General features: G+C 56.3%; 19 protein-coding genes and 1 other RNA gene. 15 read left to right on the top strand and 5 right to left on the bottom strand.

Annotated elements, in window-relative coordinates; all coding sequences use genetic code 11:
- The first annotated feature begins 40 nt into the window (after positions 1–40).
- The 3 genes from ACFSO0_RS19015 to ACFSO0_RS19005 all read left to right on the top strand — a co-directional run bounded on the left by ACFSO0_RS19015 (position 41) and on the right by ACFSO0_RS19005 (position 2505).
- Entirely contained in the window at positions 41–1573 is a 1533-nt protein-coding gene (locus tag ACFSO0_RS19015) for a fumarate hydratase (protein WP_376883071.1), read from the top strand.
- 232 nt (positions 1574–1805) lie between these two features.
- On the top strand, positions 1806–2177 hold the full coding sequence (locus ACFSO0_RS19010) for a LysM peptidoglycan-binding domain-containing protein (protein ID WP_376883070.1): 372 nt from the start codon (positions 1806–1808) through the stop codon (positions 2175–2177).
- A gap of 139 nt (positions 2178–2316) precedes the next feature.
- Positions 2317–2505 carry a hypothetical protein gene (locus ACFSO0_RS19005; RefSeq protein WP_376883068.1) on the top strand — a complete coding sequence of 63 codons (189 nt, stop codon included), beginning with the start codon at positions 2317–2319 and terminating at the stop codon, positions 2503–2505.
- Positions 2506–2589: 84 nt separating this feature from the next.
- On the opposite strand, the gene yfkAB is transcribed toward ACFSO0_RS19005, so the two are convergent.
- Positions 2590–3705 (bottom strand): radical SAM/CxCxxxxC motif protein YfkAB, encoded by a 1116-nt coding sequence (gene yfkAB / locus ACFSO0_RS19000; RefSeq protein WP_376883066.1) that lies wholly within the window; start codon positions 3703–3705, stop codon positions 2590–2592.
- 76 nt (positions 3706–3781) lie between these two features.
- On the opposite strand from yfkAB, the gene ACFSO0_RS18995 reads away from it, so the two are divergent.
- On the top strand, positions 3782–4459 hold the full coding sequence (locus ACFSO0_RS18995) for a DUF1385 domain-containing protein (protein WP_376883064.1): 678 nt from the start codon (positions 3782–3784) through the stop codon (positions 4457–4459).
- 15 nt (positions 4460–4474) lie between these two features.
- Here ACFSO0_RS18995 and ACFSO0_RS18990 read toward each other — a convergent pair whose 3' ends face one another.
- The gene (locus tag ACFSO0_RS18990) at positions 4475–5398 is read right to left on the bottom strand and encodes a DMT family transporter (protein ID WP_376883062.1); all 924 of its coding nucleotides are present in this window, start codon (positions 5396–5398) and stop codon (positions 4475–4477) included.
- Between the two features lie 115 nt (positions 5399–5513).
- On the opposite strand from ACFSO0_RS18990, the gene ACFSO0_RS18985 reads away from it, so the two are divergent.
- The gene (locus tag ACFSO0_RS18985) at positions 5514–6932 is read left to right on the top strand and encodes an aminotransferase-like domain-containing protein (protein ID WP_376883060.1); all 1419 of its coding nucleotides are present in this window, start codon (positions 5514–5516) and stop codon (positions 6930–6932) included.
- 107 nt (positions 6933–7039) lie between these two features.
- Here the strand turns inward: ACFSO0_RS18985 and ACFSO0_RS18980 are convergent, their stop codons facing one another.
- Both ACFSO0_RS18980 and ACFSO0_RS18975 read right to left on the bottom strand, forming a co-directional pair.
- Positions 7040–7579 carry a gamma carbonic anhydrase gene (locus ACFSO0_RS18980; protein ID WP_376883057.1) on the bottom strand — a complete coding sequence of 180 codons (540 nt, stop codon included), beginning with the start codon at positions 7577–7579 and terminating at the stop codon, positions 7040–7042.
- Positions 7580–7593: 14 nt separating this feature from the next.
- Entirely contained in the window at positions 7594–7902 is a 309-nt protein-coding gene (locus ACFSO0_RS18975) for an iron-sulfur cluster biosynthesis family protein (protein ID WP_376883055.1), read from the bottom strand.
- Between the two features lie 137 nt (positions 7903–8039).
- Between ACFSO0_RS18975 and rnpB the strand changes: the two genes are divergently transcribed.
- Positions 8040–8421: RNase P RNA component class B (rnpB, locus tag ACFSO0_RS18970), an RNA gene on the top strand.
- Between the two features lie 212 nt (positions 8422–8633).
- Complete coding sequence (locus ACFSO0_RS18965) at positions 8634–9206, top strand: DL-endopeptidase inhibitor IseA family protein (protein ID WP_376883053.1); 573 nt, start codon at positions 8634–8636, stop codon at positions 9204–9206.
- Between the two features lie 30 nt (positions 9207–9236).
- Here ACFSO0_RS18965 and asnB read toward each other — a convergent pair whose 3' ends face one another.
- On the bottom strand, positions 9237–11084 hold the full coding sequence (gene asnB / locus ACFSO0_RS18960) for an asparagine synthase (glutamine-hydrolyzing) (RefSeq protein ID WP_376883051.1): 1848 nt from the start codon (positions 11082–11084) through the stop codon (positions 9237–9239).
- A gap of 143 nt (positions 11085–11227) precedes the next feature.
- On the opposite strand from asnB, the gene ACFSO0_RS18955 reads away from it, so the two are divergent.
- The 8 genes from ACFSO0_RS18955 to ACFSO0_RS18920 all read left to right on the top strand — a co-directional run bounded on the left by ACFSO0_RS18955 (position 11228) and on the right by ACFSO0_RS18920 (position 19982).
- Positions 11228–12982 (top strand): LytS/YhcK type 5TM receptor domain-containing protein, encoded by a 1755-nt coding sequence (locus ACFSO0_RS18955; RefSeq protein WP_376883049.1) that lies wholly within the window; start codon positions 11228–11230, stop codon positions 12980–12982.
- Positions 12979–13710 (top strand): LytR/AlgR family response regulator transcription factor, encoded by a 732-nt coding sequence (locus ACFSO0_RS18950; protein ID WP_376883047.1) that lies wholly within the window; start codon positions 12979–12981, stop codon positions 13708–13710. The genes ACFSO0_RS18955 and ACFSO0_RS18950 overlap by 4 nt, the downstream gene beginning before the upstream one ends.
- Before the next feature lie 148 nt (positions 13711–13858).
- Positions 13859–14203: a DUF485 domain-containing protein gene (locus ACFSO0_RS18945; RefSeq protein WP_376883045.1), complete on the top strand. Its 345-nt coding sequence runs from the start codon at positions 13859–13861 to the stop codon at positions 14201–14203.
- A 2-nt stretch (positions 14204–14205) separates the two neighbouring features.
- Complete coding sequence (locus ACFSO0_RS18940) at positions 14206–15732, top strand: solute symporter family protein (protein ID WP_376883043.1); 1527 nt, start codon at positions 14206–14208, stop codon at positions 15730–15732.
- 142 nt (positions 15733–15874) lie between these two features.
- Complete coding sequence (locus tag ACFSO0_RS18935) at positions 15875–17389, top strand: solute symporter family protein (protein ID WP_376883271.1); 1515 nt, start codon at positions 15875–15877, stop codon at positions 17387–17389.
- Between the two features lie 46 nt (positions 17390–17435).
- The gene (locus tag ACFSO0_RS18930; protein WP_376883041.1) at positions 17436–17747 is read left to right on the top strand and encodes a hypothetical protein; all 312 of its coding nucleotides are present in this window, start codon (positions 17436–17438) and stop codon (positions 17745–17747) included.
- Between the two features lie 176 nt (positions 17748–17923).
- A complete protein-coding gene (locus ACFSO0_RS18925; protein WP_376883039.1) occupies positions 17924–18985 on the top strand; it encodes an HD-GYP domain-containing protein in 1062 nt (353 codons plus the stop codon).
- Between the two features lie 133 nt (positions 18986–19118).
- Positions 19119–19982: a universal stress protein gene (locus tag ACFSO0_RS18920; protein WP_376883037.1), complete on the top strand. Its 864-nt coding sequence runs from the start codon at positions 19119–19121 to the stop codon at positions 19980–19982.
- The last annotated feature ends 68 nt before the right edge of the window (positions 19983–20050 follow it).

Genomic DNA, 20050 nt, shown 5'->3' with positions numbered 1-20050 from the left:
GGATATCAGTTACACCACTTCGTCAAAAGGGGCGTCATAGATGGAAAAATTGAAACAAAGCATCCTGGAGCTGATCACAGACACGTCGACCAACCTGCCGCCAGATGTGCGCCGCGCTATCAATGCCGCAAAAGTGAAAGAAGATTTGGGCACTCGTGCGGCTCTTTCGCTGTCGACAATCGCGCAAAACGTCGTCATGGCCGAGGAGAACGTCTCTCCGATTTGCCAGGATACCGGTATGCCAACGTTTGAAGTGAAAACACCGATTGGCGTCAACCAGCTGATTATCAAAAAAGCGATCAAGGAAGCCATCGCAGAAGCGACCAAAACAGGCAAGCTGCGTTCCAATTCCGTCGACTCGCTGACCGGGGCAAACTCGGGCGACAACCTTGGACCGGGTACTCCTGTCATCCACTTCGAGCAATGGGAAGAGGATGAGATCGAAGTCAAGCTGATCCTCAAAGGCGGCGGTTGTGAAAACAAGAACATTCAATATTCCCTCCCTTGTGAACTGGAAGGCCTCGGAAAAGTGGGCCGCAACCTGGATGGCATCCGCAAGTGCATTTTGCATGCGGTCTACCAGGCGCAAGGACAAGGCTGTTCCGCTGGCTTTATCGGCGTCGGAATCGGGGGCGACCGCACTTCCGGGTATGCGCTGGCCAAACACCAGCTGTTCCGCCGCGTCGATGACGTGAATCCGATTCCAGAGCTGGCCGAGCTGGAAAACTACATTATGGAAACGGCAAACCAACTGGGGATCGGGACGATGGGCTTCGGAGGAAACTCGACGCTGCTCGGCTGTAAAATTGGCGTGGAAAACCGTCTGCCGGCCAGCTTCTTCGTATCTGTAGCGTACAACTGCTGGGCTTTCCGCCGTCAAGGTGTTCGCCTTAATGCCGAGACCGGCGAAATCCTCCGCTACCTGTATAAAGATGAAACGGTTGAGATGGATCTCACTCCAACTACAGCGGCAGATGCACCGGTTGAACGCAGGGAAGTCGTCCTGCAAGCGCCGATTTCCGAAGAGCAAATCCGCAGCCTGAAAGTGGGCGACGTCGTCATTATCAACGGCGAAATGCACACCGGCCGCGATGCGCTGCACAGCTACCTGATGGAACACGACTGCCCGGTAGACCTGAACGGAGGCATCATTTATCACTGCGGACCGGTTATGCTCAAAGACGAAAACGGAGAATGGCATGTGAAAGCGGCAGGCCCGACTACTTCCATTCGCGAGGAACCGTATCAGGGCGACATCATCAAAAAGTTCGGGATTCGCGCTGTAATCGGAAAAGGCGGAATGGGACCGAAAACGTTGAAGGCTCTGGAAGAACATGGCGCTGTCTACCTCAATGCCATCGGCGGAGCGGCACAATATTACGCGGAATGCCTGGAAAAAGTAGAAGGCGTAGACTTCCTGGAGTTCGGTATTCCGGAAGCGATGTGGCATCTGCGCGTCAAAGGCTTCGCTGCGATCGTGACAATGGATTCGCACGGCAACAGCCTGCACGCGGACGTCGAAAAGTCTTCCCTGGAAAAACTGGCGCAATTTGCGGCACCGGTATTCAAATAAAAAGTGGAAAAGCCTCTGGCCTGGATGTGTGCCGGAGGCTTTTTGCACAGAGAGCGGCGCAGGCAAGGTTTCTGGCATTTCTATTTCTGCGCAGCCTTGCCTGGCCAGCGTCGTCACGGCACTTGTACTGGGTGTTTGACTATTCTGCGGAAAATGGGTATTGGTTTAGGGTCGCGGTTGACGGATGGGCATAGGTTAATAGCGAGACAGATCCGACAAGGAGTGATCGCAAGTGAACTATGTAGTCCGTTCGGGCGATACGCTGAACAGCATCGCTGCGCGCTTTGGCGTTCCCGTACAGGAATTGATCCGTGTCAACAACATCGCGTACCCGTATTACATTTACGTGGGGCAGACCCTCTACATCCCGATTGCATCCACTCCGGCGCCCACGCCGCCACCGATGAGCGACTTCGACCGCCGCCTGACCCGTGCCGAGTATCGGATAGACGCGCTGCGCGAAGATTATACGAAGCTCGACGACCGGGTCGAACGGCTGGAAACGAGAATGAGCCGCCTGGAAAATCGGGTGACCAATCTGGAGCGTCCGGCACTGCCTCGTCCAAGGCCGACAACTACCCCTACGCCTCGTCCGCGCACCTGACGTTGTATGAAGATACGACAAAATGCCCGTCGGCCAATCGCGGGCATTTTGTGTGTTGCCCTAATTTTTGGCGTTGGATGATTTCCCTTGAGGGCGCAGTTGCATAGGGTGTTAGGAGAGACTGGAGGGAGGTGCGGCCATGTTCGGGCTTAACGGAAAAATGGTGAGACACCACTTCATGGGCGTCTATGGGAAAGTGGTGCAGGTTCGTGAGCTGGTGGAAGCGCTGGACACCGTCTTCGATTGCTTCCACAAGGTAAACACGATCAGCAAAAACATGCTGGGTCCACGCAAGCCGAGCGCCAAAAAGCTGGATCGGCTGCGCTAACCGGGCGCGCCGTGAATAAACGGGGAGAACCCCGCTGTATTTGCCCTTGCATGCAAAACGGCGGGGTTCTTTCATATGGAGCATTCAGACCAAAGCTTTGCGCTGCGCGAAGTCCGTTTGCGGGTAGTAGGTATTGGCAACGAGCAGGTTCGGTCCGGCGCAGCGAGCTTCGGGGCAGAAGCAGTTGATCGTCTGGTTGATCGGGTGCTTCTGCCATCTGTCGAACATCGTCTGGAGCGGATCGGTCTGAATATTTCCCAGCGGCTCTACGTCGCCAAAGTCGGTTACGATCACGTCGCCGGTAAAAATGTTCAGGTTCAGCCTGTTGCGTCCGTCCGGGTCGTTGCGGGTCGTCACATTTTTCGCCTCGCGCAGCCGCAGGATCAGGTCGCGGTCCTCCTGCAGGGGACTGCAGGCAAAAAACGGGAGGGTGCCAAACAGCATCCACAGATCCTCATTGCGGATGTCTAGCATGCGGTGCACGGCGGCGCGCAGCTCATCCAGGGTGAGGACGTTCAGGTCCCGCGCAAAGTCGCTGGCGTACATCGGATGGATCTCGTGGCGGCGCGCCCCCATCTCCTGGATTTGCTGATGAAGCGTCGCAAGCTTCGGCCAGGTCCGATGATTCAGCATCGTTTCCGCGGAGACAAACACGCCGGCGTCTGCCAGTTTTTTCGTGTTTTCCATGATGCCGGCAAAGAGGGCTTCCGCCTGTTTCGGTGAAACTTGCCGCTTAGCTTTTGCGTAAACAATATCATGGAATTCTTCGGGCTCAGACCAGTTCCATGAAATGTGCATGACATCTATGTAAGGCAAGATCATTTCGTAGCGGGAGAAGGGCATGGACATGTTGGAATTGATCTGTGTCCGCAGCCCGCGCCGTGTCGCGTACTTCAGGATCGGCAGGATCACCTCTTTGACCGTCCGTTCACTGTACATCGGTTCTCCGCCTGTTATACTGATAGTGAGAAGATCTCTCGCTTCGTCCAGGCGGCGAAGGATGAGGTCGACAGGCAGAGCGGGATCGTCCTTGTAGCGCAATGTATCACCTACTGCACAATGCTCGCAGCGGAGATTGCACAGGTTCGTTACGGTAAATTCGACACTCGTCAGCTTGTAGGCAGGCGGCGTCGCTTGAAACAACGGCTCCCACGGATCGTGCCGGGGTGTGAGTGGTGTAGTCGGAACCATGCGGATCAATGGTGGAAACCTCCTTCTTTCTGCGTACATCCCACCTATTATAACGACATTCGAGCAGGAGGTGAATAGCTAACAAATGATTATGGGCATGTCTTTTAGTCGCGGTGTCTTGTTTCATGATCGGAATGTGCTGGCTTGTGCGGAAGTGAAAGGCGGAGTCATTCATTTGTGGGCGGAAAAAATCACGCTTCGGACCATCGGCAAGCTGTGGTTTCGCATTTTTTTCTCCTTTCCCTGGCATTATCAGCTATTTCATGTGCTGCTCGCTGCTTACGCGGTTGCCGCATACGCATATCCTTCCTTCGCCCTGTTTGATCCGTTGTGGATTGCTGTCTACATCGCGGGCTTTCACTTCGTCTTTCCCCGTGTGATGAAAAAATTTCATGGGGCAGAGCACAAAGTTTTCAGCTACAGCGGCAAAAAATCAATGGATGCCATCGGGGAAGTGGCGAAGGCGAATATCGTCAACGAGGGCTGCTCGACGAATCTGGTCGTCTGGTTTTTCATCGGCTTCCTGCTGACCGTGCTGTTTCTGCCGCTGGAGTGGAGTGTGGCTTGCGGCGTGGCATCGCTTTTGGGGGGAATGTTCGGCGACCGTTTTTTGCGGAAATATTGCGGATTTGCCTACAAGCTCTCCGGGTTTTTTCAGAAACATTTTACAACGAAAGAGCCGGACCGGATGCATCTGGAGACGGCGATGCGCTCGTACATGCTGTTCGAGCATATCCGCGAGGTGCATCGCCGTTCGGTCTGATTGCAGGAGCGTTCGCTACCCTCTGATGCTGCGTGTTGTGCGCTGCCTTTTGCCTGCGAATTTGCGCAGGCTCTCCAGATTGGCAAGCGCAATTCCCGCGATGATGGTGACGCCTCCCAAAAGCGACAACAAGGTGAGCGGCTCTCCGTAGAACATAGCCCCAAGGAACAGGGATATGAGCGGCGAGATGTACAGCCACGTGGAAGGGAAGACCGGGTTCGTTTTGGCGACGAGCCAGTAGAACATGGTATGCCCCATCATGGAGCCGAAGAAAATCAAATAGAGCAGGGACAAGGCAGCTTGCGGCTTAAGCAGGGGGCGGAAGCTGACAGGCTCGGTCAGGAGCGACAAAATCAGCAGCAGCAATCCGCCATACAGCATTTGCGCAGCGTTCAGTGCGATCGGAGACACTTGCCCAAAGCGTTCGATGACTTGCCGGGAGTAGACCGCGCCGCCTGCGTAAAACATTTCGCCGATCAAGACGGCGAGGCACCCGAGCAGCCACCATGCATCGAAAGTCACGGTCAGGCCGGGCAAAAGCAGCAAGACCACGCCCGCCAGACCGACGAGGCAGCCGCCCCATGACGCAGCGGAGAGTTGCTGTCTCCCGCCCCTCGACTGCAGCAGCAAGATCATCAGCGGACCCGTCGCAGACAGCACGGCGGCAATCCCGGAGCTGACGTGCTGCTCTGCCCAATACAGGGCGGCGAACACTCCGAACGTCAGCCCGATGCCGGTCAGCAGCATCTCTTTGCGCAGCAGCAGCGAGATGCTGGCTTTCTTTTTTCCGACCATCCAGCAAAAGAGGATGAGACCGGCGAGGAAAAAGCGGAGGCCAGCAGAGAAAAAGGGAGAGGCGCCTGCATCAATCCCTATTTTGATCGCTAAAAACGTCGTTCCGAAAATCAGGCACATGACAATGTAGTTGAACAAAACCATGACGATTCCTCCTTTTCCCCATCATAACGGGGCAGGAATAGAACAGAGCTTGGTGAATAGAACAGATTAAGAATCGATCATACAGGGAGCAGACAGGAAAAGAGGCGAGGCACGCATGAACAGGGAGGCGCTTTCCAGCGAGCATTCCGACAAGCTGTTTGAGAGAATTTACGACTACGTACTGGAGCGGATATTGAGGGGAGAGTGGAAGGCGCACGAGAAGCTTCCGTCCGTGCGCGCGCTGGCGGCGGAGTTTCGCGTGCACAGGCTTACTGTGTTCAAAGCCTACCAATTGCTGAAGCAAAACCAGAAGGTGTACGTAAAAGACAAATCAGGCTACTTCGTCCATCCCGGCAACCGTTTGTCTGTGGAAACGCGGCAAGATCCGATCATCTCGGCATATGTGCAGGAGAGCCATCTTTCGGAAATTCATCAGGTGCAGGCGGCGTACAAGCTTTCCAAGGCAGTGCTCGATCCGAACCTGCTGCCCAATCTGTATTTTTCGGAGTATGTGAAACAGGTGTTTGACCTGTATCCGAAAGTGCTGGGGACCTATTCGACGACCCAGGGAGATCAGGAACTGCGCGAGAGGCTGTGCCGCTATTTTGTGGATCACTTTCACTTCGACCTGACTGCAGATGAGCTGTTGATCACAACGGGCTCACAGGAAGCCATCGACTTGCTCGCCAGAGTCATGGTCAAGCCGCGGGACGTCGTCATGCTGGAGCGACCGACCTACAGTCCTGCCATTGATGTGTTTCGCAGGCAAGGTGCGGTGCTGCTCGCGGTCGAGATCGGGAAGGAAGGCTACGACCTGGAGCGGGTGGAGGAACTGATGAGGAAGTATCGGCCGCGGCTGTTTTATGTCAACCCCACGTTTCACAATCCGACGGGTTACACCATCCCGGCAGAACAAAGGAAACGGCTGGTAGAGATCGCCCACCGCCACCATTGCCTGCTGGTGGAGGACGATCTGTACCGCGATATTTATTTTGGGAAAGAGCCGCCTCTGCCGTTGTTTACCTACGATACGACAGGGACAGTCATCTACCTGCGCAGCTTCAGCAAGTACATCGCGCCTGGTCTCAGCATTGGGACGGTTGCTTGCCGTCCCGCGATCATGAAGCTGCTGGTGCGGGCGAAATCGCTGACGGACAGCGGCGCCCCTTTGCTTAATCAGAAAATCTTTTTGCACTACTTCTTTTCCCGGCGGCTGCAGCAGCATTTGGATAAGCTGCGAATTGCACTGGCGGTTCGCAAGGAAATCGTGGAAGCGGAGCTGGCGGCTACCGACTGGACGTGGATCAGCCCGGAAGGCGGCTTCAATCTGTGGGTAAAGCTGCCAGAGGAGGTACCCATGGATCAGTTGCTGGAAAAAAGCATCGAGCAGTCCATTACTTTTGTGCCCGGTTTGATCTGTGATCCGCTAAGGGGGCACCAGTCGTGGGTCCGCTTGAGCTACTCTTATTTGAACGAGCAGCAGCTGCGGGAAGGAATCCAAAAGCTGATCCGGGTGTACGACACGCTGAAATGAGCCAGCTGGCGGTTATCTCTGCTTTTTCGGAAATCTGCCGAAAAAGCGAGCAGTTACCCGCAGTTCGGGTGACGCCTTTCTGGGATCAGGCGACACTCCCTTTTTTCTTACACCTCTTCCCGTTCCAGCGGCGTCATTTCCAGCTGGCGGTACATTTTTCCCTTATCCACGTATGACTGGCGGATGCGCACCAGCTCCTTGTAGTCTGCTTCGGTCAGCTCACGTTTGACTTTGGCGGGATTGCCGACGACGAGCGTGCGGGGAGGGACCTTCATGCCGGGCGGTACGAGCGCGCCGGCAGCGACCATGGCGTCTTCGCCGATTTCTGCCCGGTCCAGGACGATCGCGCCCATGCCGATCAAGGCGCCGCGTCTGACTACGCAGCTGTGCAGGACGGCGTTGTGGCCGACCGTGACTTCGTCTTCGAGGATGAGCGGATTATTCGGGCTTTGGTGCAGGGTGCTGTTATCCTGCACGCTGACGCGCCGCCCGATGACGGTAGGGGCGATATCGCCGCGGATGACGGTGTTGTACCAGATCGAGGAATCTTCGCCGATTTCGACGTCACCGGAGACGACAGCGCCTTTCGCGATAAATACGGATGGATGGATGCGCGGTTTGGTGTTTTCAAATGAGAGCAGCAGCATGACGTTCCTCCTAATCAATGTATGCCTGGACAATCGTTTCGCATCGTCCGTGGATGAAGAATGGAAAAGCGGCCAGTCGCAGCGTCGAAGTCGATGACGGTACCTGTGAGCTGCTCCGCATCCGCTTCGTGGTACAGAAAGCGAATCCCGTTTACTTCCAGTATCTGCTCGTATCTTTGCGCTTCCGTGATCGCTATACTGTAGGTGTAGCTGCCGCAGCCTGTCGTTGTCGAAATGAGCTTGATGCCGAGGTTGTCCGCGTCAGGTTCTTCGGCGATCAACAGGGCAAGGCGTGCGGCTGCGAGCGGGGTAATGGTAATCACGTTCAAACCTCCTTGTCACCGTTTCTATTGTACTCCAGTTTTGGACGATGAACAAATTGGCTGGTTTTCCAGCATGCTTTTGTTGACCGTACTTTCGACATATGATAGACTAAATGTTACTGATTCTGATGAGCAGGAAATGTGGGTAGTCGCTGCCGCGGCCATTTTGGTCGGCGGTAGAGGAAAGTCCAGGCTCGCCCAGGCTGAGATGCCTGGAGTGTTCGTACCTGGTGCAAACCAGGGCAGCGAGGTTCGCCTCGCTGACGGCGTGGAAAGGGCTCTCTCTGAGGCCCGAGTACGCTGAAAGTGCCACAGAAACGTAGCTTTTCTGGCGACAGAAAAGATGGAACGCGGTAAACCCTGCGAGCGAGAAACCCAAATTTGGTAGGGGAACCGTCCTGAAGGAACCAAACGGAGGGACGGATGGCGTCGTCCGGCGTCATAGATAGATGGCTACCGCTCTTGGTGCGAGGGGAGACCCGCTTGCAGCACGGGAGAGACAGAACCTGGCTTACAGCATTTCCTGCTGGAACGAAAGAGTGTGCCGCCTGAGCGATTCAGGGGGTTTTTTTGCGTGCTTTGGCTGGACAAATCCTGGTCCGGTTCAAGCGCAGCGAACGCTTTTCGTGGTGTTTTTTTGGACATTTGTCCCACTTCCTTCCATCCGAAAAAAACTGGGTAGAAAAGGGGCGTACTAGCATAAGCCCTTTACCATACGGTTTATGGAGGAGGTGAATTCCTTGGATGAATTGCGCATGTTGAAACAGTTTATCCATGCGGCCGAACAAGTCTGGCATCAGATTGCAAGATCGCCGCGAGGGAAGCCGGTCTACACCGTAGGCGGTGTGGATTATACACCGCTGCCGGATCGGTACAACACGAAACGGAAAATCTCCCGCATCTTTCGCCGCTACTGGGGAAGGCAGCTTAGCGAGGTGCTGATTCGCAACCTGAATCTGCGCTTGATAAAAGGCAGGCTCTGTATCCCGTACGGCGATCTTCCTCCCTTGTCCACGACCGTGCAAACCGTACAGCTGAAATTGAACCAACCCAATCAAAAGGTCGTCACCGCTACTTTGATCGGGGGCAACAAAAAGGTTCGCGTCGACTACCGCCTCATTCGCGCAGGTGCTACAGCCCCCTACATGATCATGAAACGGAGCGGGAAGGAAACAGACCGGCGTTTTCGTCCGCCAGCCGCCGCAGGAGCGAGGGCAAAGGCTGCCCCGAAGCCGAGGCAAAAGCAAATACAAAAGCAAAAACCGAAATCCAATGGAAGAAAAAAGCTCCTCAAAACCCCTTAACCGGGGCGAGGAGCTTTTCCGTTTGGCGCATTACGCTTCAATCGAGACGCGGTATTCCCGCAGCCAAAAGTCCAGTTGGCCGAGGAAAGCAAACAGCTGCGGCGTGCTCATCAGCTGGCCGAAAAACGGGATACTGGAAGCCTGGGCATCCGATTCCGCGATCCGGCGAATCGTCGGCACGTCGATCAGCGGCAGCAGCGGGGAAGAGGGATCGTTCAAAATATCCAGCAGCCAGGCGCGAACCCCTTCGGTATAACTCGGGTTGTGCGTCTTCGGATACGGGCTTTTTTTGCGGTAGAGCACCTCGTCTGGCAGAATGCCTTCCATCGCTTTGCGCAAAATGCCTTTTTCCCGGTTGCCGTACGTCTTCATCTCCCACGGGATATTCCATACATACTCGACGATGCGATGGTCGCAAAACGGGACGCGGGCTTCGAGACTGGCGGCCATGCTCATCCGGTCTTTGCGGTCGAGCAGCGTGTTCATGAACCAGGTGATGTTGAGGTAAAACATCTCCCGGCGCCGCGCTTCAAACGGATTTTCCCCGGGCAGCTGGGGCACTTCGTCTAATGTCTGTTCATAGCGCATGACGACGTATTCCTCGGGGCGGACCCATTCTCGCAGTTCAGGGGCCAGCCAGGAGGCGCGCTCCTTGGTTGCCCGCGCCCACGGGAAGGTGCCGGCGTTCAGCATGTCTTCCCGATGGAACCACGGGTAGCCGCCGAATACTTCGTCAGCGCATTCGCCGGACAGAACGACGGTCGTTTCTTTTTTGATTTCGCGACAAAACAGGTAGAGGGAGGCGTCCACATCGGCCATACCCGGCAGGTCGCGGGCGAGCGTCGCTGTCTTCAGGGCAGCGATCAGATCATCGGTATCGAACACGATGTTGTGGTGCTGCGTGCCCAAATAATCCGAGACGATCTTGACGAAAGGAGCGTCTTCGTTCGGTTGGAAGGTGCTGGCCTGAAAGTGCCGGGAGTTGTCCACGTAGTCGATGGAATAAGTATGCAGAGTGCCGCGCCCGTCCCGCTTGAACGATTCGGCGGCGACAGCCGTGATGATGCTGGAGTCCAAACCTCCAGAAAGCAGTGTCGAGACGGGGACATCCGCCACCAGTTGACGGTGGATGGAATCCGTCACCAGCTCCCTGACCCGCGCGGCGGTTTCCTCCACGCTGTCGGTGTGGGGCAGGCTCTCCAGCCTCCAGTATTGCTGCTTCTTGACGCCATCCCGGGTGACGATGAACGAGCAGCCGGGACGCACTTCGTGGACATCCCGGAAAACGCCGTGTCCGGGGGTGCGGGCAGGGCTGATGGCGAATACTTCGGCCACGCCTTCCCGCGTCAGCACCGGCTTGACATCCGGATGGGCGAGAAGCGATTTGAGCTCCGAGGCAAACAGGAACGAGCAGCCGCGCTGGGCGTAAAAGAGCGGCTTGACGCCCATCCGGTCGCGGGCGAGGAACAGCCGTTGCAAGCGTTCATCCCAGATCGCGAAAGCAAAAATTCCGTTGAGCCGGCTCGTGCATTCGCCTCCCCACTCGAGATAGCTGTGCAGCAGTACTTCCGTATCGGAGCGGGATTGAAACGTATGGCCTGCAGCGAGCAGCTCGGCGCGCAAGTCCTCCGTATTGTACAGTTCGCCGTTGTAAATGATCGTGCACGCGTATCCGTTCTGGAAAGCCGTCATGGGCTGCTGCCCTCCGGCCGGATCGACGACGACCAAACGCCGATGGCCGAACGCAGCATTCGGCGCGAACCAGAATCCTTCCGCATCCGGACCCCGGTTCGTCAAACAGCGCGTCATTTCCTGCAAGATGTGTCGCTCTTGGGAAAGGTCTTTTTCCCAATCAATCCAACCTACGATTCCACACATGTCGATTCATCCTTCCCATGAGGCATTGCACATCTCACAGGGTATGCAAGTCGCCCAGATTGATTGTCTGTCCAGCAGGGAATCGGGGCAAAAAAGCGGAAATTTATAGAAGATTTCTACATGCAGGAATACAGGAGGATGCGGTGGACAATTTAACGTTGCTACTCATCGAGAGGATGGGCAGTTTGCTTACGCTGGCGTTTATCCTGACGCGGATTCCGCTGTTTCGGCAATTGCTGGATCGGGAAATTCACCTGGGCACGTCCATCTCCTATTCCCTGATGTTCGGATTATTTGGTATGGCAGGGACATATGCGGGTGTCGTCGTAAAAGGAGGCTCGTTTCTGCCGGCCTTCTGGATCTTTTCGCTTGCTTCAGACGATGTCATTGCCAACTCCACATTGGTCGGCGTCGTCATCGGCGGGCTTTTGGGCGGGCCGCTCGTCGGCCTTGGCGCTGGCATCATCGCTGGCGCGCATGTGTACGGCATGGGCGGTTTCGCAGCCGTGCCAATGGGCATCTCGGTGCCCGTCACCGGCCTGCTCGCAGGCTACGTCGCCCGGTTTTTCTCCCAGGAGCGGGTGATCTCTCCCTCGAAAGCACTGTTCATCGGCATGTTCGCGCCTGTAATCCAAATGTCGCTGATACTGATTATGGCTGGGCCGCCCGAGCTGGTGCGGACGGTCGTCAACGTGATCGGCGTGCCCATGGTCCTGACGAACAGCATCTCGATTGCGATCTTTACGACGATGATCCGCGTAGCCTTGCAGGAGCAGGAGCGGTCCGCCGCCCTGGAAGCAGAGCGCGCCTTTACGATCGCCGAGCGGATCTTGCCGCATTTGCAGATGGGGCTCACGCCGCAGACGGCACAGGCGGCTGCTCTGCTGCTGCAGCGGGAAGTAAAGGCGGCAGCCGTCGCCGTGACGGACCGCGAGCAACTGCTGGCACATGTCGGGGCAGGAGCAGAACACCATCTGCCAGGCGAAGGGATTTCCTCGGCACTGGACAAGCGGGCGTTGTTCAGCGGAGCGATCGAGCGGGGGGTGGGCCGGGAAGTGCTCGGCTGCACGCGCAAAAATTGCCCCCTGCAGGCGGCGATTGTCGTCCCGATCCGCGAAGGGGGCAGCGTCGTCGGACTCATCAAGCTGTTTTTTCGCCGTCCGCAGCAGATCGGCAAAGTGCACGAGGCATTGGCGAGAGGGTTGAGCAACCTGCTGTTCAACCAGTTGACGATCAATCTGACGGAAAAAATGAAAGGCCTGATGAAGGATGCAGAGCTGCGCATGCTGCAGGCGCAAATTCACCCCCATTTCCTGTTCAATACGCTGAACTCTATCGTCACCCTGATCCGGATCGACCCCCAACTGGCGCGGCACATGACGATTCAGCTCGGCACGTTCATGCGTCTGACGCTCAAGCTGACTTCCACGCCGCTCGTGTCGGTGCGCGAGGAGCTTGACCACCTGTTTGCCTATCTGGAGATCATCAAAATTCGTTTCTCGGAGCAGTTTGCCGTCCGCTGCGAGATCGGCGAGGGAGTCGAGGAGGCGCTCATTCCTCCGGGGACGCTGCAGCCGCTCGTGGAGAACAGTATCCAGCACGGCTTGCGGCAGCGGCCGACGGGAGGTCAGATCGTCCTGACCGTCAGACGGGAAGGCAATCAGGTGGTGTTTCACGTGGAGGACAACGGGTGCGGAGTGCCGGCCCAGCTGCTTTCGGTCCTTGGAAAGATGCCGACCAAAAGCAAGGAAGGCAACGGCATCGGCGCCCACAATGTCAACCAGCGGCTGGTCAGCCTGCTCGGCGCTGACACCGCCCTCGTCTATAGCAATAAGCCGGAGGGCGGATGCCAGGTGACCTTTTCCATTCCGATTCAAAAAGGGGAGAGTGTCAGATGACGATTCGCATTATGATCGCGGAAGATGAACGGCTGGCGCGCGAGGAGCTGGTCTATTTGCTGCAGCAGGAGGCAGATGTCGAGCTGCTGGCGACGGCGACCAACGGCAGGGAGCTATTAGAGCTGGTCGAGGACTGTGTACCGGACGTCGTCTTTCTCGACGTGAAAATGCCGGAGCTGGAAGGCACGCAGGCGGCGCGGATGCTCGCCGCGCGCAAGCAGCACCCGCTCATCGTGTTCTGTACGGCCCACGAGGAATTTGCCGTGGACGCTTTCAAGCTGTATGCTGTGGACTATTTGCTAAAGCCGTTCGAGCCAAGGCGCGTCCAGGAGACTATGCAGCGGGTGCGCGAGCGACTGGCCAAAGGCAAGGCGGAGCAGGCTGCGCCGGTCAAACGCTCCAAGCTGCTGGTGGAAGAAAACAACCGGCTCGTCGTGATCGATCCGGCTACGATCGTGTATGCCGTACGCGAAGAGCGGTTTGTGCAAATCCATACGCAGACGGACGTGTACACGACGCGCATGACGTTGTCGCAGCTCGAGGAGAAGCTGCAGGCGTACGATTTTTTTCGCACGCACAAGAGCTACCTGGTCAATCTGCAGTATGTCAGCGAGCTGACTCCGTGGTTCAACGGCGCGTACAACCTTCAGTTAAAAGGAGAGCAGCGCATCCGGATTCCCGTCTCCCGGACAGCAGCCAAAGATCTGTTGCGGAAATTGGAAGAATAGTCAGTCAGTTTTTGCGGATGGCGTCAAGATGATTGCCATTGGCGCAGCCTCCCCGACATTTTGCGCAGAAAACCGCCACAGGATCGCCATATTCTCTACAATAGGAAGTGGGAAGCGCTTACAATTTGCTGGGAAAGAGGGGAATCCAATGGGCAATACGGCTTCAGCGCAGAAGGGCGGGGCATCCGGCCAATCTGCCACAAACTACGCGGCAATTATCCAGTCTGCATCGTTTCAGGAGCTGCTAAGGCGGAAGAAAGCGTTCATCCTGCCTTCATCCATCTTCTTCTTCGTGTTTTACTTTACGCTCCCGATCCTGACCTCCTACTTCACTGTTTTGAATACGAAGGCGTTCGGAGCCATCACCTGGGCATGGGTATTCGCGTTCGCCCAGTTCATCATGACGTGGGGCCTTTGTATTCTGTACACCAGACGCGCCAGGCAATTTGACGCCTTGGTGGAAAAAATCAAGCAGGAGACAGGAGGAAAATAGGCATGAACGTGACCGCGTTTACACTCTTTCTGATTATTGTCCTGCTGACGTTGGTGATCACGTATTACGCTTCCAAGAAGACGAATACCACGAGCGAGTTTTACACGGCTGGCGGCGGCTTGACAGGCTGGCAAAACGGGCTGGCGATTGCCGGCGATTACATGTCGGCGGCATCGTTCCTGGGAATTGCAGGCATGATCGCCTTGAGCGGCTTTGACGGATTTTTTTACAGCATCGGCTTTCTGGTAGCGTACCTGGTCGTGCTGTACCTCGTAGCGGAACCGCTGCGCAATTTGGGAAAATACACGATGGCGGACATGATTGCCGCCCGCTTTGACAACAAAAAGATTCGCGGCGTAGCGGCGCTCAACACGATTGCCATCTCCATCTTTTACATGATCGCGCAGCTGGTAGGCGCGGGTGCTCTGATCAAGCTGCTGCTGGGCATTGAATATACGACCTCTGTGCTGATCGTCGGCGCGTTGATGACGGTGTACGTCGTGTTTGGCGGCATGACGGCGACCTCCTGGGTGCAAATCGTCAAAGCGGTCCTGCTCATGCTGGGAACCTTCATCATTTCCCTGATGGTTTTCGCCAAGTTCGACTTCAGCCTGACGAAGATGTTTGAGCAACTGCAGACGGCGACGCCGCTGGGTGAGCAGTTCCTGAATCCGGGCAACAAGTTCAAGATCGGCCTCGATACGATTTCCCTGAACCTCGCGCTGGTGCTCGGGACAGCCGGACTGCCGCATATCCTCATCCGTTTCTTTACCGTGAAGGATGCGGTGACGGCACGCAAATCTGTCGTGTACGCGACATGGATTATCGGGATTTTCTACGTCATGACGGTATTTCTCGGCTTCGGTGCGGCGGCATTTGTCGGGGCAGACAAGATGGACCCGGCTGGAAACATGGGCGCGCCGCTGCTCGCAGAGTCCATCGGCGGCAATTTCCTGTTCGCCTTCGTCTCTGCCGTTGCGTTTGCCACCATTCTCGCTGTTGTCGCAGGCCTGGTGCTCACGGCTGCGTCCGCGTTTGCCCATGATTTTTACGGTCACGTAATCCGCCACGGCAAAGCTACGGAAAAAGAGCAAATGAAAATGGCCAAGTGGGCATCGGTTGGTGTCTCCATCGTGTCCATCCTGCTCGCGCTGTTTGCGCAAAAGCTGAACGTGGCGTTCCTCGTGTCCCTGGCCTTTGCGGTAGCGGCCAGCGCGAACCTGCCAGTGATCCTGTTCACGATCTTCTGGAGAAGGTTCAACACGACAGGAGCCGTCACGGGGATGCTCGTCGGCCTGTTCAGCGCCCTGATTCTGGTCGCGCTAAGTCCGAACGTGTGGAATCCGGTGGCAGGCAAGGCGATTCTGGTCGGCGAAGCGATCTTCCCGCTGCCCAACCCGGGGATTGTCTCGATACCGCTTGGCTTCCTCGCCGCCTGGATCGGCACGCTGCTGTCCAGCTCCAAGGGCGATGACAAGTACGATGAAATATTGGTGAAAGCGAATACAGGAATGCGCGACTCCGCATAGAAAACAAAAAAAGCAGGAAGCTCGTGCCAAAAAAGGCTGGGGTCATCCCCGGCTTTTTTTGGCTGGCGGCGGGCATTCGCGAATGTTGGAGGTGGCGCGTTTGACAACGATCATCTTTTTTCTCGCCGTTATCATCGGGACGATGGCCATCACGTATTCCGCAGCGAAGCAGACAGGGACGACCCGGGAGTTTTACGCCGCCGACAATCGGCTGACCGGACTGCAAAACGGAATTGCCATCGCGGGCGACTACATGAGCGCAGCTTCCTTTCTCGGCATCGCCGGGACGATCGCCCTGTACGGATTTGACGGGTTCGTCTACGCCATTGGCTTTTTTGTGTCCTATCAAATCATATTGTTTCTGATCGCGGAGCCGCTGCACAATCTGGGGCGCTACACGCTTGCCGATGCAATCGCCGTCCGCTTTGGCAGCTTGTGGCTGCGCGGCGTGGTCGCGGTCACGACACTGTTGATTGGCATTTTCTACATGCTGGCGCAGCTCGTCGGAGCAGGGGCGCTGATTCATCATTTGCTGGGAATCGAATACGCCAAGGCCGTCATGGTGGTAGGCAGTCTGATGACCTTTTACGTCGTGTTCGGCGGAATGGTCGCGACTTCGTGGGTGCAGATCATCAAAGCGATTTTGCTGCTCACCGGCACGCTCGTTTTGAGCCTCATCGTCTTTTCCCGGTTTCACTGGAGCCTGTCGGAGATGTTCGCTCACGTGAGCATGATTACCCCGCTCAAGGAACAATTTTTACAGCCGGGCAACCATCTCAATGAGCCGCTCGAGACGATCTCGCTGCACCTTGCGCTCATCCTTGGCACCGCCGGACTGCCGCATATTATCTCCCGGCTGTTCACCGTAAAGGATGCGGTCACCACCCGCAACTCCATCTACACAGCGACCTGGATCATCGGCGCGTTTTACTTGATGACGATCTTCCTTGGGTTCGGTGCCAGTGCATTCGTCGGATATGAAGCGCTCCAGCAGGTCGGCTTCGGCGGCAACTTGACGGTAACGCTATTGGCGAATGCGCTTGGGGGAGAGTTTCTGATGGCCTATATCGCGGCCGTTGCCTTCGCGACGATCCTGGCCGTCGTGACCGGACTGGTGTTGTCCGCTTCTTCTGCCTTTGCCCACGATGTGTACAGCCATCTGATTCGCAGAGGGATGGCTCCGGAAAAAGAGCAGGTGATGGTCGCCAAATGTTCTTCCGTGGCGGTCGGCTTGATCTCCATCTGGCTTGCGATCAGCGCAGAGAAGATGAATGTAGCGATTCTGGTCGGACTGACCTTCGCGGTGGCCGCGTCTGCGAATTTGCCATTGCTGCTTTGCACCTTGTACTGGCGCAGGTTTACCATGCAGGGGGCAATTGCCGGGGTACTGACCGGCCTCATCTCTTCGATTGTTCTCGTCATTTTGGGACCGGCCGTCATGGACAGCGAGCATGGCCTGATCCAGCGCGCATCCATCTTTCCGTTGACGAATCCGGGCTTGATCTCCATTCCGCTCGGCTTTTTGGGAGCGTGGATCGGTACGGTATGCAGCAAGCCCGAGCCTGGGGCAGACGAGCAGTACGAGCGAGTTCTTTTGCAGGCGCATACGGGAATACGCACCGGGAAGATTCAGCAGGCGGAAAAAGAGGGTGTATAAAGAAGCCGTGCCTGCTTCACCCTATCGAAGGAAGGAGGAATAGGGAATGGGCACGCAAACAAAGAAGGATGGCGTCTCCACTGATGAACGGGATGTGTATGAGCAGGCGCGAGAGGCGTTGGTGGATTTGATCGCGGAGCTGCGGGAAGCGCTTGACGAGGAGGACTCGGTCGCGTACATGCGCAAAGGCTATGAGATGATCGGCACCTATTTTCGCCAGCCGGTCAACACGGGTGAGCTGACGCTGATCTTTGCCTCAGTGCTGGAGGATATTCTCCACAAGCTGGAGCTGACGCAGCAAGGAGAAGATGTGACCATGGTTCGCGATGAGTACAGCGTCATGAAAAAAGACGAGTGAAAACGACCGGATGCAGGGTCGTTTTTTTGTTTGCAGGAGGCGGCAGTGATTCTGGGCAAGCAGTTGGATGGGACCTGGACGATTTCTGTTTGGGTACGATGCGCAAGGAAAAGGTTTGTGCAGCAGGCGGATCGGGTAAAAGAATCAGGTGAGGCTGGATACAGGAGGACGACCCCATGAAATATGTAAGCGTCGATCAAGTGGAGCCCGGCGATGTGCTGGCCCGCAGCATCTATACGAGTGAAGGTCTGACACTCCTGCATGCAAATGTGCAGTTAACGGTCGGAATGATCAACAAGTTGCGCCGATTTGGCGTGACCATGCTCAGCATCAAAGACCCGTTTTTGGACGAGGTTAAGGAAGAGGAAGTCGTGACAGAAGCGACGCGCAGGAACGCCATCCGCAATCTCTCCGCTGCCATTCAGTGCGTGCAATCTGGCAAAAATATGGACACGCGGGGGCTCCACAAGTCTGTCACGAATATTATCGACGAGACATTGCGCAACCGCCGCGTGTTGCTGAATCTGGGGGAAATCCGCACAACGGACAATGCGATGTACATACACGCCTTGAACGTGTGCATGATGGCGACCGTGATGGGAGTCGGTCTCGGCTACAACACGGCACAGCTGAAAGATTTGGCGATGGGGGCACTGCTGCACGACATCGGCAAGCTGCTGGTGGACAAGGAGGCTCCCTCCAGCAAGGAGATAAGCATGGAAACCCATCATACATGGCTCGGCTTTCACCTGCTGCGCAAAAAGCACGAGATGAGCATCGTTTCCGCGCACATTCCCCTGCAGCATCATGAATGGGTAGACGGCAGCGGCGTTCCCCGGGGGATTGCCGGAGACGAAATTCACGATTTCGCAAAAATCGTCTCCATCTGCAACTACTACGACAATCTCATCTCGCCACTGTGCGAGGGGGAGGAGACACTGCCGCCGTACGAAGCGTGCGAGAAAATTATGGGCCTCGCCGATAAACGGTTCGATCACAAGATGGTCATTCATTTTTTGCGCTCGATTGCGCTGTATCCGACAGGAAGCTCGCTTCGACTCAGCACCGGGGAGATCGGGGTCGTCATCGATCAAAATCGCGGGTTGCCGTCGCGACCTGTCGTCCGGGTCATCCGCCGGGAGAAGCAGGCGAGCAGGCACATGGAAGAGGGGCACGAAATTTGCGACATTGATCTCGGCGAGGAGACGACAGTCTTCATTTCAGGTGTGATGGAGTAGGGAAAGGTCAGGTGACTTTGCCTGCAGGATCAGGGAGATTCCCTACATACAGGAGGACGGGCTTGATCTACAATGAAGACAGGCGAGGGGAGCAGCCCCTTGAACGATCGAATTGAGGAAAGGACGTGTACATATGTCCCGCATTCTGGTACCTGTTGATTTTTCTGCCCAATCCCATCAGGCCGTCCGCTTTGCTGCCGCTTATGCCACACACCGGCATGAGCTGACGATTCTGCATGTCATACAGCCATTTCCTTCACGCTCTGTGGTGCATAGGCTGGGAAAAGAAAATATAGAAAAGCTCCAGGTGGAAGAAGCGAAAGAAGATTTGAAACCGCTTCTGCAGATTGCCGAGCAGGCAGGGGTGCCGTATCAACTGGAGCTGGCATTCGGCAACCCTCATGAGGAGATTGCGAAGCGCGCGACGGATGACTTTCGCGCAGTCGTCATGGGCACGCACGGCTACGGCCGGATGACGGGCTATCTCAAGCAAAGCGTGAGCTATCCTGCGATCCACGACGCGAAGCTGCCCGTGTTTCTCATTTCGGAGGAGACAGCGGCGAGCGAATTTCCTTGGCGCAAGGCGCTGATAACTGTAGACGGGTCGGAGCAAGCGATGGCCGCACTGAAAACGGCGCTGCAGCTTGGCGAAGGAATGGACGTCTCCTACACGCTGCTGACGATCGTCCCCCCTCCTGTGGCGTACACGGGTATGTACGGTGTTGGCTGGGAAGATACGGCGACGCTTGAAAGCTGGGGACGAGAGACCATCCGCCCCTATGAAGAGTACCTGGAGGAGAACCGGGTGCCATTCGAGAGCAAGGTGCTGATCGGCGATCCCGCGATGCTGATTCGGGTAACGGCGCAAGAGGAACAGGCAGGACTGATCGTCCTCGGCCATCACGGGCTCGGCGGAATCGCCGGAACTTTGGTCGGCAGTGTCACCTTCAAAACGATCCATCGCGCCACGAAGCCTCTTCTGATCGTTAAAGCGTAAGCGGCGGAAGAGCAGGGCAGCGGTCAGATTTCTCATCTGCCAGTAATAATTCCCAAAAAATTCCATGC

The sequence above is a fragment of the Brevibacillus sp. GCM10020057 genome (assembly GCF_042683565.1).
In the GTDB taxonomy this organism is placed as follows: domain Bacteria; phylum Bacillota; class Bacilli; order Brevibacillales; family Brevibacillaceae; genus Brevibacillus.
This window is presented reverse-complemented; position numbering and strand designations above follow the sequence as displayed.